This window comes from Trichothermofontia sp. (assembly GCF_053493415.1).
In genome coordinates, this window is the sequence record NZ_JBRCAD010000061.1 from 1 (window position 1) to 15,741 (window position 15,741).

General features: G+C 55.1%; 16 protein-coding genes. 10 read left to right on the forward strand and 6 right to left on the reverse strand.

Annotated features, from left to right (window positions below; genetic code table 11):
* Positions 1–48 precede the first annotated feature (48 nt).
* The 3 genes from ACWIUF_RS05340 to ACWIUF_RS05350 all read right to left on the reverse strand — a co-directional run bounded on the left by ACWIUF_RS05340 (position 49) and on the right by ACWIUF_RS05350 (position 2,599).
* Positions 49–498, reverse strand: a complete 450-nt coding sequence (locus tag ACWIUF_RS05340) for an ATP-binding protein (RefSeq protein WP_448571234.1) — start codon at positions 496–498, stop codon at positions 49–51.
* Between the two features lie 3 nt (positions 499–501).
* On the reverse strand, positions 502–2,229 hold the full coding sequence (locus ACWIUF_RS05345; RefSeq protein WP_448571235.1) for a SpoIIE family protein phosphatase: 1,728 nt from the start codon (positions 2,227–2,229) through the stop codon (positions 502–504).
* Between the two features lie 199 nt (positions 2,230–2,428).
* On the reverse strand, positions 2,429–2,599 hold the full coding sequence (locus tag ACWIUF_RS05350; RefSeq protein ID WP_448571237.1) for a hypothetical protein: 171 nt from the start codon (positions 2,597–2,599) through the stop codon (positions 2,429–2,431).
* Between the two features lie 232 nt (positions 2,600–2,831).
* On the opposite strand from ACWIUF_RS05350, the gene ACWIUF_RS05355 reads away from it, so the two are divergent.
* From ACWIUF_RS05355 to ACWIUF_RS05395, 9 genes are all read left to right on the forward strand, one after another.
* Positions 2,832–4,733, forward strand: coding sequence for a protein kinase domain-containing protein (locus tag ACWIUF_RS05355; RefSeq protein WP_448571238.1), 1,902 nt, complete (start codon positions 2,832–2,834; stop codon positions 4,731–4,733).
* Positions 4,734–4,858: 125 nt separating this feature from the next.
* Positions 4,859–5,221, forward strand: coding sequence for a hypothetical protein (locus tag ACWIUF_RS05360; RefSeq protein ID WP_448571239.1), 363 nt, complete (start codon positions 4,859–4,861; stop codon positions 5,219–5,221).
* A gap of 93 nt (positions 5,222–5,314) precedes the next feature.
* Positions 5,315–5,497 (forward strand): hypothetical protein, encoded by a 183-nt coding sequence (locus ACWIUF_RS05365; RefSeq protein ID WP_448571241.1) that lies wholly within the window; start codon positions 5,315–5,317, stop codon positions 5,495–5,497.
* Between the two features lie 244 nt (positions 5,498–5,741).
* Positions 5,742–5,960 carry a type II toxin-antitoxin system VapB family antitoxin gene (gene vapB, locus ACWIUF_RS05370; protein WP_448571242.1) on the forward strand — a complete coding sequence of 73 codons (219 nt, stop codon included), beginning with the start codon at positions 5,742–5,744 and terminating at the stop codon, positions 5,958–5,960.
* A 91-nt stretch (positions 5,961–6,051) separates the two neighbouring features.
* Positions 6,052–6,462, forward strand: coding sequence for a hypothetical protein (locus ACWIUF_RS05375; RefSeq protein ID WP_448571244.1), 411 nt, complete (start codon positions 6,052–6,054; stop codon positions 6,460–6,462).
* Between the two features lie 120 nt (positions 6,463–6,582).
* Positions 6,583–7,206, forward strand: coding sequence for an ATP-dependent dethiobiotin synthetase BioD (gene bioD / locus ACWIUF_RS05380; protein ID WP_448571245.1), 624 nt, complete (start codon positions 6,583–6,585; stop codon positions 7,204–7,206).
* 339 nt (positions 7,207–7,545) lie between these two features.
* Positions 7,546–9,000, forward strand: a complete 1,455-nt coding sequence (gene gcvPB / locus ACWIUF_RS05385; protein ID WP_448571246.1) for an aminomethyl-transferring glycine dehydrogenase subunit GcvPB — start codon at positions 7,546–7,548, stop codon at positions 8,998–9,000.
* Positions 9,001–9,005: 5 nt separating this feature from the next.
* Entirely contained in the window at positions 9,006–9,254 is a 249-nt protein-coding gene (locus ACWIUF_RS05390; protein WP_448571247.1) for a DUF6761 family protein, read from the forward strand.
* A 523-nt stretch (positions 9,255–9,777) separates the two neighbouring features.
* Positions 9,778–10,674, forward strand: a complete 897-nt coding sequence (locus ACWIUF_RS05395) for a sigma-70 family RNA polymerase sigma factor (protein ID WP_448571248.1) — start codon at positions 9,778–9,780, stop codon at positions 10,672–10,674.
* Between the two features lie 41 nt (positions 10,675–10,715).
* On the opposite strand, the gene ACWIUF_RS05400 is transcribed toward ACWIUF_RS05395, so the two are convergent.
* Positions 10,716–11,819 carry a 2OG-Fe(II) oxygenase gene (locus ACWIUF_RS05400; RefSeq protein WP_448571249.1) on the reverse strand — a complete coding sequence of 368 codons (1,104 nt, stop codon included), beginning with the start codon at positions 11,817–11,819 and terminating at the stop codon, positions 10,716–10,718.
* Between the two features lie 442 nt (positions 11,820–12,261).
* Positions 12,262–13,968, reverse strand: coding sequence for a bifunctional 3,4-dihydroxy-2-butanone-4-phosphate synthase/GTP cyclohydrolase II (gene ribBA, locus ACWIUF_RS05405; RefSeq protein ID WP_448571250.1), 1,707 nt, complete (start codon positions 13,966–13,968; stop codon positions 12,262–12,264).
* Between the two features lie 222 nt (positions 13,969–14,190).
* Between ribBA and argC the strand changes: the two genes are divergently transcribed.
* Positions 14,191–15,249, forward strand: a complete 1,059-nt coding sequence (gene argC, locus ACWIUF_RS05410; protein WP_448571251.1) for an N-acetyl-gamma-glutamyl-phosphate reductase — start codon at positions 14,191–14,193, stop codon at positions 15,247–15,249.
* Here the strand turns inward: argC and ACWIUF_RS05415 are convergent.
* On the reverse strand, positions 15,240–15,581 hold the full coding sequence (locus ACWIUF_RS05415; protein WP_448571253.1) for a sensor histidine kinase: 342 nt from the start codon (positions 15,579–15,581) through the stop codon (positions 15,240–15,242). The genes argC and ACWIUF_RS05415 overlap by 10 nt on opposite strands.
* Positions 15,582–15,741 lie beyond the last annotated feature (160 nt).

Consider the following 15,741-nt stretch of genomic DNA (forward strand, 5'->3'; position numbering starts at 1 on the left):
GGTACGGTGGGGGCGGTGGTCAGCGGTGGCGGCGCGGGTGGACCGGCCTCAGACGGTTTGTTTGTCACCGATCGGCTCCGACATTTCCGGCACAGTGGTCACTAGCTTGAGGCAATTCCGGCCATCAATTTGTAAACAATATTCAACTCGATCCATGAGCCGCGTCATAATTAACCACCCATACCCCCCTTCCTGGTGTTGATCGGGCTGGGGTGGTTGATAGGTTGAGAGATCATACCCGGTCCCATAATCCCAGACCTCGAGGTCAATCTCGCGATCGCGGACTTCTAACCGGAACAGGATCGGCAGTTGGGGCTGGTCCTTGTGGGCGTGGCGAACCACATTGGCATAGGCTTCCACAAGGGCGAGGCGTAGGCGACTCGACTGGTGCAGCCACTCAACATTATCGCCAAACTCCTTAGTCAAGCACCCTAAAAGCCAATGTTCGACCACTTCTAAGAACTTTAAATCACTGGGGACGTGCAGTTCACTTTTCATGACCTACAACACCTCCAGTGCCAATAGGGTTTGGTCATCTTCCTGGGTCACCGTATACGATCGCATCTGGGCCAACAAGCGCTTGAGATCCAGGGGCACTGGTTGCCGCAACAGCAATTCCCACAATCCCGACTGCTGCAACATGGCCCCTGCCGTTGCCTCTGGATTTTCCCCTGGGGGGAAAATGTGCGCCTCCGTAATCCCATCACTGGCCAACAGAAAAACATCCCCCGCGCTCAGCGAGCGGGTTCCTGCCGCCGCCCGCCAAATCGGTAAAATTCCTAGCGGCACCCCCCGCTCCTTGAGGAATTCTGGTTCTGGGGCTGGTTGCGTCGCCCCGTTGTTGCGGTAGGACAGCACTTGATGATTGGACCACAGCATGGGGTAAATATGACCTGCGTTGGCATAGACAAGCTGACGGGTGGCCGGTGTATAGCGGGCTACAACCATTGTAATGAAACAATTATTGCTCACCAGATCGTCCAGCAAAAAGCTATTGAGATTTTGCATGACCCCGGCGGGGTCCGGTGAGGTTTCCTGGGAAAGTTCGCGTCGCAGGACGGAAATGGCACTGGCCATAAAGAGGGCAGCGGGTACCCCCTTCCCCGACACATCCCCCACGGCTAGCCAAATATCCCCCTGGGGATGGACAAACACCTCGAAGAAATCGCCGCCCACTTCACGGGCCGGATGACAACAGGCTTGGAGATTGAGTCCTTCAAATTCTGGCCAACTCTGCCGCAGGAGATTACTTTGGATTTGACGGGCAACGGTGAGTTCGTGCCGCATTTGTTCCGCTTGTTCCTGGGTTTGCTGATAGAGTTTGGCCTGGGAAATGGCGAGGGCCGCCTGTACGGCAATCCCCTGGATTAATTGCAGGTCCTCATCGGGCCAACCAGCGATCGTGTAGGGTTGGCACAGAGCCAAGACTGCTAAACAGGCCTGCTGGGAGATCAGGGGGATTACTAACTGACTGCGGGTGGCTGTATTCTGGGCTAGTTGCAGTTTGCGCTCTGCGATCGCGGCTTCAACTAAGGGTTTGAGGGTAACTTGATCCGTGGTGGTGATGGCTAACTGTTCAGGGTCATCGCTGGCTGCGACTAGGGTGGTAGGTGCCTGGTAGATGAAGGGCTTGGGCAGGATGCGATCGTGATCGACGGACCACAGGTAACCCGCCTCGACCTCAAACACTTGCCCGATCGTGTTGACGATCGTTTGCAACATATGTTGGTAATTGAGGGACTCCCGAATGGCGCTAGTAATAGCATTCAGGAGCGACTCGTGGCGCAGGGCACGTCGCAACTCGGCAGTCCGCTGTTTAATGGCCCGGTAGGTATCGGCAGCCTGGTGGACCATGGCCTTTAGTTCATTGGTATCCCAGGGTTTGGTGATGTATTTGAACACCTTGCCAGAGTTAATCGCCTCGACCAAATCCTCCACATCGGTGTAGCCTGTCAAGACGATCCGGATCGTATCGGGGTAGCGATCGACGGTGCGGCTGAGGAATTCGGTCCCGTTCATTCCTGGCATCCGCTGGTCGGAAATGATCACCGCCATTTCTCCTGATGCCTCCAGCAGTTCCATCGCCATATAGGCCGAATCAGCCCGGAACACCTCAAACTCCCGCCGAAAGGTACGGTACAACAGGGCCAAGTTGTCTGGCTCGTCGTCCACCACCATCAGCGGTAATTTCGCACCACTTGTAATGTTTGGCTTAGTCCCTGAATCCATGCAAACTACTAGTTGCCCCGGTATGCGCTCAATGCTGGGTGATGAATGGGCGATCGCTGCCCATGTAGATCATTGCCCATGCAGATCATTCTCAATCATCTTGCCAATGATCGGAGCATTCATGATCAGTATTTGTGCCTGATTTATGGACGCCTGATTTGGCCCTCCTCTCCGATCGCGCGGCCTGCCTCTAGTGTAGTTAACTTTTGGGAGCCAACTGCCGCGTTAGGCCGCCCAGGGAGCAGAGGCTATCCCGCTTTTCCCGTAGGACACCTCGAAGAATACCCATGTTCGCCACTGTGCCCACGCCATCATAAGCGGCTGAGGTGGGCGGCTTCACTGCCCGCTTCAATATAATCGAGGTTCCCATTCGTTATAGTGAGCAGTGGGCCAGCGATGGCACAATCGCCGCTTTGACGATGGCTAAACGCCCCCGCTCAGGCCGCGATCGGGGTTGGATGTGAGAGAATGCAGAACCATCCCCACTGCCTGGGGAGCCACGGCGGCAATTGTTCGTCTATTGCCCATACGGTGCCCATACGATGAACCGTTAACTGTTCACCGACCCTCATCTTCAATTTCTACGGAAGGCAAACCGCTGTATGTTACCCCCCCTAGCCGCTGGGACTACCCTCCAGAATCGCTATCGCCTGCTGGGACTGCTGGGCCAGGGCGGTTTTGGCCGCACCTATTTAGCCGAGGATATTGGCCGGTTTAATGAGCGCTGTGTTCTCAAGGAATATATCCCGGTTCAAGCGGGTCCCCTAGCGTTGCAAAAATCCCAGGAACTGTTTCAGCGGGAGGCCCAGATTCTTTATCAGATTCAGCATCCCCAAATTCCCCAATTTCGGGCCACCTTTGACCACGACCAACGCCTCTTCCTGGTCCAGGACTACGCCGCTGGCAAAACCTATCGCACCCTGCTCAACGATCGCCTGCATACCCAGCCGACGCCCCCGGCCCAGGGATACTTCACTGATACAGAGGTCATCCAACTGCTCCATCATCTCTTACCCGTCCTAAGCTATCTCCATCAACAGGGCATCATCCACCGTGACATTTCCCCCGACAATATTATTTTGCGGGAACCGGACCACCTGCCGGTGCTGATCGATTTTGGGGCTGTTAAAGAGGTGGCTACGCGTTTCCAAGCCGGAGCCGCCAATACCCCCCCCACCACCATTGGCAAACCGGGCTATGCGCCGAGCGAACAAATGCAAACGGGGCAAGCCTATCCCAGTAGTGATCTCTATGCCCTGGCCGTCACTGCGATCGTCTTGATGACGGGGCGGGAACCGGGCGAGTTGTTCGATGCCGTTAACCTGGTTTGGCATTGGCAGCCCTGGGTCCCAGCGGTGCATCCGGAATTGGTCGCGATCCTCGATCGCATGCTGAACCAACGCCCCGGCGATCGCTATCCCAGTGCAGCGGCGGTTCTCCAGGCCCTCCAAACCCTGAGTCCCAACCCCTCACCCGTGGTTGCCGCCCCTGTGCCGCCTGCGCCCGATCTGTCCCAGGTCAAAACCGTTGCCGTTGCCCGCCCCCAACCCCAGCCCGTATTCAATCCGGCGACGGCCTATGGAACCGCTTCCCCGCCGCCAGCCCGTGAGACTTCGTTTTGGGATGATCCCTGGGCGGTGGGGTTACTGGGCTTAGTGCTAGTGGTCCTGACGGGGATTGGTTCCTGGGCGGTGGTGACCTACGTCATGGAGCGGCAGCGGGCCACGCCGGTTCCCAGCCCCACCACGAGTCCAACGGCCCCCCTCACCCCGGAACCGAGTCCAGCCCCCGATCCGAGGCCCACGGCACCCAGTCAATTCAGCCAGCGGATTACCCTGAAGCCGGGGGAAGCCTTTAGCCGTGCGGGCCAACTCCAGGCGGGGCAAACCCTTACCCTCCAGTTCGCGGCTGAGCAGGGACAACAGTTAGACGCGATCCTCACCAGCGAGGGGGTCTTGATGACGGTGCTGCGACCCGACCAGCAACCCGTTGATGATCGCTCGGAGCGGGTTACGGCCTGGGCCGGGACGTTGGACTACACCGGGGATTATGCCGTCCAATTAAGCCCGATCGCGGGCCTGGCCAGGGGCGACTATCGCCTGGAATTGCGCCTCATGGGGGCAAGCACAACGGAACCCACACCCAGTCCCAGCCCTACCGAGTCCCCCTCGCCGGAACCGCCGCCAGAGCCAACCTTTGACACCCAAGCCCTGGATATTCAACCGGACGCCCCGGAGGTGAACGTCAGCGGCCAAACTAGTGCCCAGCGGGTGAAGCGGTTTACAGTGAACGTGGAAGCGGGGCAAATTCTCGCAGCGGTGGTCCTGTCCGGCCAGGCGGTAACGATGGATATTCGCTATCCGGATGGTCAATTGGTGGAAGATGCGGCCAAAGTCCTAAGCTGGGAGGGCGTGGTTCCCCAGGCGGGGACGTATCAAATTGATGTGGTCGCGCCGGAGCCAACGGACTTTACGATCACGGTGGGGGTGCGCAATCCTGGCTAAGGATATTATTAGCAAGTCTCAAGGACTAAAACCTGACAAGGATTGCCAAGAACGACCCCAGTAAAATTTAATTGGGCCTCTAACCTCCAATCGAGCAACTCCATCAAGCGGGAGGCGTGATCACGGTGGCTGACCCGATCGCCCAACTCTGTCAAATCATTGCTGAGGTACTGCGGGATGAACCGGAGCTAGAGCAGGCTGACTTAGTGGTGCGGGTGGCAGGGGCGATTGCTGAGTCCCCTGAGTTGCTCTCTGCGTTGAAGACCGATCGGCGGATGCTACAAGTTAATCGGGATGGGGCATCAGGGTTTCAGACGTTGGTGGCAGGGGGCGTTGCTAATATTGGTACCCATTACCATCTTGCGGAGTCAGAAAAATTTGAGGCGGTGTTTGCCGCCGTTCTACAAAAATTGCAGACACCTGTAGCGAAGGTCATTAATTTTGAGCCATATTTGCGATTGCTGATTGCCAACGAAAAGTATCAGTAAAAGTGGGGATTCTATACGCCAACGGATGCGATCGGTAAGGTTCAGCCACCCAAAGCGACTTCGGAGCTAGACATTGGGCTGATGGTGCAGTTGATGCAGCCTAAAAAGTCAGAGGACGATCGCACCGTAGAGCAGCCGGAAAAAACGGAACGCTTGCCTGTTCTGGAGTGTATTCGCAAGTATGCAGCAGACCATGTGTTACTGATGGAACGACCGGGAGCAGGCAAATCTACGGCACTGTTGCGATTGTTGGTAGAGGAACAAACCAGGCTTTAGCCGATCCATAATTAAAACTAGGTGATTCTTCAGGGCAGACGATCAACCATTTTCCAAATGCTACTGAAGTCAAAATCTTTGAGCGGGTCGAGCATTATCATAAGCATCCCCCAGATTCAAGTCTATAGGCATTTCAGTATCTAATATTCCGTATGGAGACATTAACGATGAGTCATACAATCATCACCAAAAAAATTGACAAAATAGCCCCATCCCCAATTCACTCTGCTAAAAGGTAACGCCGATGATCTCCCCCCAACTAATTGCAGCCCTCGATAAACTCCCGCTAAATCTCCAGACTGAAATTCTTCACTATGCCGAGTACTTGGTAGCTAAATATGCTGAGACTTTACCCTCTGAAACGCCACCCCAAATATATCGCCGAGCCGGAACCATGAAAGGCATGTTCACCCTGGCCGATGACTTTGACGCGCCCCTAGAAGACATCAAAGACTACATGTAGCCATGACGCTATGCTCGTTAGCCCAAGATATTCAAATGGATGCCTATGCGATCCAGCAACTCTGGGAACCCCCTCAACAGGACATACAGCCATGACAGAACCCGCCAAGTACAATTTCCCCAAAGCCGAAAAGGTGCAGATCTTTGAACAGGTCGATACCTACATCGAAAATCAATCCCCTCAAGCTTCTAACCCAGAAGTCAAAGCCGCTGTTTCTGAACTGCAAGCCCTTTTTGCTCAACTTCAGGCCCAGCACCCGGAAGTCACGACCGAAAGCAGCGCCCTGACCATCATTGACGCAGAATTCACCGAAATTCAGCCATCCCCCAACCACAAGTTGACCACCCTTCGCAAACAACTCCTCAATCCCGAACGCCACTTCCAAGCCACCAAAGCCGCTCTGGGAGAAATTGCCAGACACTACCTGGAGGAAAGCATTTGGGCAAAAGCCGGACTGACCTATCTCGACAAACTCAGCGAAGATCCCAAACACGGAGCCTGAATCATGCAAATTACCGATAATCGTGAAACCCGCCGCCAACTCCGGGCAAAGGCTACCCATCGCGCCCTATGATCGTTGTTGCTGATACCTCATCAATCCATGTGCTGAGAGCGTGAGACTTTGAACAAGACGTTGTTAATTACAGGGACGGATGTGGGCGTGGGGAAGACGCTCCTGTTAACCGCTTTGGCGCACTATGGGCAAGCCTATTATGCCGATCGGCGCATCGGAACGTTGTCATTAGGGCCGGGAGCGGGGCCAGAGCAGCCTCAAACCCTAGAGACCTCCAGGGAAACAGCGACGACAGTGCCCGTGGGGATCGTGTGCGATCGCCTATGGACACAGTTGAGTCAGTTGGTTCAGGCTTGCGACTGGGTATTACTGGATGGGGTGGGCAGCTTGGGAACGCCCTTAACCCAGGAAACGACGCTGGCGGATTTGGCGTGGGATTGGCGGTTACCGACGGTGTTGGTAGCCCCAGTGGCCCCAGGGACGATCGCCCAGGTGGTGGCCCAAGTGGCGTTAGCGCGGCAGTGTCGCATCCATCTGCGTGGTATTGTCCTCAACTGTCAAACCCCAGCGGCGATGGCCCAAGTAGAAACCTGGGTGCCCATCGCGCTACTGCAATCCCTAACCCAGGTGCGGGTGTTGGGAACCTTACCCTATCTGCCCACCCCCAGCGATCGGGACAAACTGGTGCCAGCCGTGGCCACCTTAGATCTCGATCGCTTGCTGCCCTGCTAAGCAAACGAGCCTCACCCTGTCTCTGGAGGACCGGCAGAACCCTGGTTCCGAGGGGGCCGATGCCGATGGGTTGTGCTAAAGGGGGCCAGCAGGAGGCTTACCCCACAAGCGCTGCACGCCCTGGCGTGCAATCGTTCAGGACCGGGAGTCATCGGGTAGCCGCTTCACCGTCGCATCGTGTCAGGAATTCTGGCCATTGGGGAATACTAATTATAGGGAGCCTCCTATCGATGGCAGGCCATTGGTAGAACTGGCACTCTCCCCCCTCTCCTAGGGGTGGGTATGGTTAGAATAAATAAAACCTGTTGGCGGTCCCCAAGAGGGCAAATTTACTGAATCATGCCGGAAGCCTCGATCTACAGCAAAAGCATCCCTGACTATACTGCCCAGTACCTTCCCCCGGCAGATCCCACCCCGCTGGCCGATTATCTCCCCGCCCATCTGATTAGCTCAGAACCGCCTGCCCTGCCACGGGTGAGCGAACGGGAAGTCGTGAAACATTACACCCGCCTCTCCCAGGAGAACTTTGCCATCGACACCAATTTCTATCCGCTGGGGTCCTGCACGATGAAGTACAACCCCAAGGTGAATGACTGGGCAGCCAGCCTCCCTGGTTTTGCGAATCTCCACCCCTACCAGCCGGAAGCCACTGTGCAAGGTGCCCTCCAGTTAATGTACGAGCTGGGCGTTGCCCTTGCAGATATTACGGGGCTTGCGGAAACCAGCCTGCAACCAGCAGCCGGTGCCCACGGTGAACTGACGGGAATTCTCATGGTGCGGGCCTACCATGCTGCCCACGGTCAAGCTGATCAACGTCGCATTGTCTTGGTGCCCGACTCTGCCCACGGAACCAATCCGGCCACGGCCACAATGGCGGGCTATGAAGTCCAGGAAGTGCGCTCCAATGCCCAGGGGTTGGTGGATCTGGAACACCTGGCTGAACTCTTGAATGATCAAGTAGCGGCGTTGATGCTGACAAATCCCAATACGGTGGGGTTGTTTGAAACCAATATCCGCACGATCGCGCAACAAGTGCATGACATTGGCGGTCTCTTATATTACGACGGGGCGAATCTGAATGCGATCGCCGGTCTAGCCCGTCCCGGTGACATGGGGTTCGACGTGGTGCATCTCAACCTCCATAAAACCTTCTCAACACCCCACGGTGGTGGCGGCCCCGGCTGTGGACCGGTGGTGGCCAATGCCAAGCTAGCGCCCTATTTACCCAGGCCACGGGTGGTGAAGACGGATACAGGCTATGGGTTGGATTTTGGGGAAAGGGCCGCGATCGGGCGGGTGAAGGGCTTCTACGGCAACTTTGGGGTGATGGTGCGGGCCTATACTTACCTCATGACCCTGGGGATCGATGGCCTACGCCAATCCAGCGAAGACGCCATCCTCAATGCCAACTACCTGCGCCACCTGATCCAGGCGCACTATCCCCCCTCCCACGGCCAAGTCCCCTGTATGCACGAGTTTGTCGTCTCGGCTCAGCAGCAAAAGAAAGCGGGCAGTTCCGCCTACGGGATTGCCAAGCGTTTACTGGATTATGGTTTCCATTCGCCGACGGTCTACTGGCCCGCGATCGTGCCGGAGGCCCTGATGATTGAACCAACGGAGACCGAAACCCCGGAAACCCTGCGCCAGTTTGCCCAGGCGCTCATCCAAATTGCTCACGAGATCCAGCAGGACTCCGACTTTGTTAACCATGCCCCCCACAACCTCCCGGTCGGGCGGGTCGATGAAGCCAAGGCTGCCCGATCGCCCCAACTTACCTGGCAAGAGGAGGAATAACTGCCATGCTACAGGACACCCAAACCATTCGGTTCTACCAACGCCTGAGCGATGCCCTCGTCGAACTGTGGCAACGGGGCTACCGCTTTGATGATTTACGGCTCTATATCGATGGCTATATTGCCGCCCTCCGTCACAGTAATGCGATCGAACCCTATTTGATCCACCGGCTAGAGCAGGAAATCAGCCGTTTCCTCTATGACCCATCTAATTTTGAGATGACGGAGACGCAACCGGAGACTGATTTTTATTAGCTGGACAATGTATCCTCTGGCTTAGACCGCGATGCCGGGTGCCAGGGCAGCAATAATAACCCGGGCAATTGGGTGACCCGCCGCTCCTGCTGATACTGGGGAAGGCCGATCACTCTGTTCTGCTCTTCCAGAAAAGCCCATCACGATAGGTCCCAAAGCAATCATCCCACCAGGGTAAAGTACAGCCAAAATTGCTATGGGTTTCCTGGGGGATGACAGAATGTTAACATCCTCACCACGCTGAAGAGGCGGCGATGCCAAAACCTCACGATTTAGGTTTCTACTTCATTGCGCCTGCCCTCCGAGACTGACTCCCGCCCAGTTGTCTGGTCGCTCCACAGACTGACACTGCTGGTGGCCCAACAGCCAAAACCTGCCGTTCGAGCACTCAGTAGGCCCATCTTGCCATTCGCTCAACCCTAAATCATGGGGATTCAGGTTAGCAGTTCTGGAAAAGAGATGATAGATTATTGGCCAATTAGATGTGTCCCAACCGTTACTCTGCGATCGTCCTGCTAACCCTATGCCTGATGTTGATGATATTCGCGTTTATTTACGGGAAATTGGGAAGGTTCCCCTCCTCAGTCCCGAGCAGGAAATTGCGTTAGGTAAACAAGTACAGGCGATGATGCCCTTGCTACAGTTAGAGCATCCCACGGTCGATCAACAGCAAGTCATTCGTCATGGACGCCGCGCTCAAGAGCAAATGGTGCAAGCTAACCTACGGTTAGTGGTCGCGGTAGCTAAAAAGTATCAACGACGCGGTTTAGAACTATTGGATCTGATCCAGGAAGGTAATCTGGGCCTCAGTCGGGCGGTGGAGAAGTTCGACCCGACCAAGGGCTATCGCTTTTCCACCTATGCCTATTGGTGGATTCGGCAAGCCATGACCCGTTCCATCGCCCAGCAGTCACGAACCATTCGCTTGCCCGTACATATTACCGAAAAGCTGAACCGGTTGAAGGGCATGAGCCGCCAACTGTCACAACAATTGGGCCGCAAACCCACGATCGCCGAATTAGCGACAGCGCTAGCGGTCGATCGTCGGGAAATCGAGAAGTTAATTGAGCATCAACGTTGTGCTCGTCCCGTCTCCCTGGATCTCCGCGTCGGGACCGAGCGAGAAACCCAATTGGGGGAACTGCTAGAGTCTGACGATCCCCTGCCAGATGAAATGATGGATCTGATCCTGGTGCAGGATCAAATTGCCATCTTACTTGAAACCCTGACTGAACGGGAGCGACAGGTGGTCATTGCCCGCTTTGGCCTCCAGGATGGGGAACGGCATTCCCTCGCCGAAATTGGCGAAATTCTCCACCTCAGTCGCGAACGGGTCCGGCAACTAGAGCGCAGTGCGTTGACCAAGTTGCGGCGGCAGTTCCCCAAACAAATGCAGTACTGTTTGGGCTTAGTTGGCTAATCTGCTATCTGCCTTGAGCGACCCACGATCGGGTGGCTTAGTTAGGCGCGATAGTCGCCCCCGGTTCTCCGGTTGTACTCTTCCCGGATACGAGCCTCGGCTTCACCATATAGGAATGAAGTCAGGGCAAAGCGATTCCCCCGCTCGATGTCGGTCACCTCATGCAAAATTGAGCATGAAAAAATCACCGCACAACCAGTTTCCGGTCGGTAGAGATGGGGGGCATACTCCGGAAACCGCAGATAACCGCCGTCATACTCCTCCGTATTCAAGTTAATCGACATGGCAAAGCGGCGATGGGCAGTGGCGTCCGTTGTATTGTCACGATGGGGTCGGAAATAACCGCCGCGTTCTGCCTCGTAACAAATGATCCGAAAATCCTCAAAACGCGTTACGGAATACTGGAATGCCTTCTCAATTTCCGGACACACGCGGGCTGAAATCAATGATTTGACTTGGGCAATGAGTTCGGGGTTACTCATGAAGTGATCCCGACGAATCTTACGATCGTAATTGAGTACCCCAATGGTTTTACCCTCCCGCTGCACCATTGAACCGGAATCGACATTACCTTCCGTTTCCCAAACGCGCATGAGATAACGGCAAAAGTCGCGATCGAAGACATCGGGAATGACCAAAACTGGAGCCTGCATAGGGATGTAGCGGGCTGGTTCTAGGCGCACATGGGCGGCAACATCAGCTAGGATTTGTGTGGCGAACTGATCAGGGTTAACCGTGTCATAGGTTTTCAGCACCCGGTAGTTGGGCCGGAACAATACGGCCTTACGGTCAATACCGTCTGGACCAATCCCAAAATAGTGCATCATCTTGCCGTCTTCTAAGGACAACAAGCGGAAGGGGATATCATGCTGCTGGGCTAATTCAGCATTTTCAGCGATCGTATGACTATTGATCGCCACAATCATGATCTGGTGGGTTAAAAACTCTGGATAATGCTCCCGCAACTTTTTCAGGATTGCCAGGTTCTGGGGCTGATCGTGGCGATCGTACAGGAAGAAAAGCAGGGGCTGGCCGATTAAGTCAGCCGTTTTCATCGTTTCATCAGCCTGCGATCGTAGGGCAAAGACTGGCCCCGTATCACCGATACGGAAACGAATCCTTGGACGGGCCGCAGTTGCCTGCATGTCAAACCTCCTCTAAAACAATGCAACGACTTGAGTACTACATCGGGGTTATCTCCAGTGCGCGGAATGCGCGTCCCTGAAAGGAAACACACCAATCAGGCTGCATTCCTGTCACCAAGCTGATACAAAATAGCCAAATCGTGAGCTGGACGCGCCATAACAGCCAGTTCCATTTTGGGGGAATTCCGCTGGGAATTCGACCCCAACGAGCACTTGGGTGCTTCCTAAACCTCCCTATGATACACGGAAAGCCCACTCAGGGCTGACCAATCACTCAATCCAAATCCCACAGGCAGTATCAAGCAGGTTCCGTCGATCACAAATTGAACCTGGGATAGCCGTCTTGGCCGTCGAGATGGCAGGCCAGACGCATCCCCCCAACCCCCAGCCAATCTAAAATCTAAAATCTAAAATCTAAAATCTAAAATCTAAAATCTCATTGTCACTCACCCGGCACGACCTCCGTCACGCGATAGATCGTCTGGGGAACTAATTGGGGCCATAAAGCAGCGGCTAGTTGCTGTGTCGTTAAGGTTTGACGCTGGATCTGCCCCCCTAGGCTGGTCATGGGGTCAGCGCCCGTTGCTAGCATGAATTCTAACTTCTGGACTTGGGGCCATGTTGTTAACTGGGTCAACACGCTGAGGAGTGCCTGCCCATAGGGATGATCGTGGTGTTGATACCAGTCTGGGGTTGCCAGATTCTCTTGATCCAGGCCCAGATGCACAATCAGGGGAGGGGCCGGATGGGCGCGTCCCGGATCAAAGAGGGCGATCGCCAGCAAGCGGGTTTCCTCCTGCACGAGTAAATCGTAGGGCTGGATCAGGTACCGCAATTTTTCTAGCCGTTCATACCGCACCTTTAAGGGGAGAGGTTCATCCCGCCAGTGGACAGCCAGCAGCAGTAAATGGGTTTGTAGGAGAAGATGCCCCAATTTTTTCGCTTTCGTCGTCAAATAACCGACATTGTAGGACGTGGCCTCAATCAGCAGGGGCACGCGATCGACCACCTCTAGGCCATAGCCCTTCAAACCAGCAATTTTGCGGGGATTGTTGGTAATGAGCCGAATTTGCTTAACCCCCAGATCATTGAGGATCTGGGCACCCACCCCGTAATTGCGCAGATCAGCAGGGAACCCCAGACGCTCATTGGCCTCCACCGTATCCAAACCCATATCCTGGAGCGCATAGGCTTTGAGTTTATTGATTAGCCCAATGCCCCGTCCTTCCTGGCGGAGGTAGACCACAACCCCTTGCTCCGCACTATCGATCATCTTCAGGGCCGCTTGGAGTTGCATCTGACAGTCACAGCGCAGGGAGCCGAGGGCGTCCCCCGTCAGGCATTCGGAGTGCATTCGTACCATGACTGGATGCTCAGCAAAGGTGGCGGGATCACCCTTCACGATCGCAACGTGTTCCCCCTGGTTGAGGGTATCCCGATAGGCATAGATGCGAAAATTACCGAATTGGGTGGGTAGCTCAGCCACGGTTTCTCGGCAGATAAACCGCTCATGTTGCAGCCGATAGCTAATCAGATCCGCAATGCTAATTAACCGCAGATGATGGAGCTTGGCATACTCAATCAGTTGAGGTAAGCGGGCCATCGAGCCATCGGGATTTTGGATCTCACAGATGACTCCGGCTGGGTATAGTCCGGCCAAGCGGGCCAAGTCCACCGCTGCCTCCGTATGTCCCGCCCGTTTGAGGACCCCCCCTTCCCGACTCCGCAGGGGGAAAATATGGCCGGGACGCCGCAGGTCATGGGGCTGGGTTTTGGGATTGAGGGCCACCTGGATGGTACGGGCGCGATCGTCGGCGGAAATGCCAGTGGAAACGCCGAGGTGGGGAGCCGCATCAATGCTGACAGTAAACGCGGTTTGGTTGCTGTCGGTATTGTTACTGACCATGAGGGGAATGTCTAGCTCGTCCAGCCGTTCCCCCATCATCGCCAAACAGATCAGCCCCCGTGCTTCCACCGCCATGAAGTTAATCATGTCCGGGGTGGCAAACTGGGCCGCCCCAATCAAATCTCCCTCATTCTCACGGCCCTCATCATCAACCACAATGATGACCTTGCCCGCCTTTAAGTCCTGGAGGGCGAGGTCGATGGGATCAAATTCCGGGGCGATAGGAGGAGGTTGCGTTGTCACGGAGGCCGTCTCGTTCCAGCAGGGCTACAGGTCGTTGATGCGCAGCAATCTGCGTTCTCCCTCAATTTTAGCGAGTTGCGGGGCTAGCCACTTCAGGTGGCCTGACGGTCCCAGTTGCTCTTGTTATGATTCCAAACAGCCCGTACCGTGAGGGTGGCCCGCTTTCCACCCTTTTGGTGGGGGAGTGTGTCACAATAGCGTCATTTGTAAAGGTCAATGGTCATGGGCAACTCAGGACGCGTGCCTGTTGGGATTGTCGGTGCTTCCGGCTACGGAGGTGTCCAGTTGATGCGGCTACTCTTGGCCCATCCCCAGGTTGAGGTGGTGTATTTAGGGGGCGAAGGCAGTGCGGGCAAGGCTTTCTCGGAACTCTATCCCCACTTCAGCCAATCAACAGATTTAGTGATTGAACCAGTCGATACCGAGACGATCGCCCAACGGTGTCAGGTGGTCTTTCTCTCCTTGCCGAATGGGATTGCCTATCAGCTAGCCCCAACGCTGCTAGGAAAAGGCTGCAAGGTTTTGGATCTGTCGGCGGATTACCGGTTTAGTAATCTCGACACCTACCGGGCTTGGTATGGCGGCGATCGCGATGATGCAGTAGTGGCGGAAACGGCAGTCTATGGGTTGCCAGAACTGTACCGCGATCGCATTCGGGGTGCCAACCTAATCGGCTGTCCGGGCTGTTATCCCACAGCGAGTTTGCTTGCCCTTGCACCGTTGCTCAAACAGGGCTTGGTAGTGCCAGAGAGCGTGATTATTGACGCCAAATCGGGCACCTCCGGCGGGGGACGCCAAGCCAAAACCCATTTACTCCTGGCGGAAGCCGATAGTTCGGTCGCTGCCTATGGCGTGGCCCGTCATCGTCATACACCGGAAATTGAGCAAATCTGCCGGGACTTGACGGGGAGTGAAATGATGGTGCAGTTTACGCCCCACCTGATGCCGATGGTCCGGGGCATTTTGGCCACGGTCTATGCAACGCTGCGTGATCCGGGGCTAGTGCGGGAGGATCTCCTGACGATCTATCGGGCGGTGTATCGGGCCTCTCCCTGGGTGAAGGTATTACCGGGGGGGACCTATCCACAAACCAAATGGGCCTGTGGCAGTAATCTGTGTTACATCGGCATTGAAGCGGACCCTCGGACCGATCGCGTCATTATTATGTCGGCGATCGATAACCTGATCAAGGGTCAAGCAGGACAGGCTGTCCAATGTCTCAATCTCATGATGGATTGGGAGGAAACCCTGGGCTTACCGCAGTTGGGCTTTTATCCCTGACCCCCACCATCACCTGGCTTATCCAGAAGGTTTGAGGTGCCATGCCCAAAATGGATCTCAAAGGCAGTCCCGACTTCCGCAAGGCGTTCAATGGTACCTTGTAGCTGAGCTGTTACTAATTGATAGACAAGAGATAGCCCAAGCGAATGGCAAGTATCCAGGTTAAAGTCCGGCGGTAAGCCAATACCGGTATCCCAAATTTTCAGGACTAACTCCTGTTTAGATGCCTGATAAATATGAATACCGATGGTGCCTGTTTGTTGATCAGTAAAGGCATATTTAAGAGAATTAGACAACAATTCGTTAATAATTAAGCCACAATAAATTGCCACGTTGGGATTAAGTTCAATCGCAGAAGTGTTGAATCCAGATATAAAACTTTACACTTGAGGGTGCGAGAGTCATACAAGCGTTTCTGGAAGCAAATCGTAGCTCCAATGGACGAGCGAACAGCGACGGCTGAGTTCTAGTTGCAAATAGCGAAACTTGTCA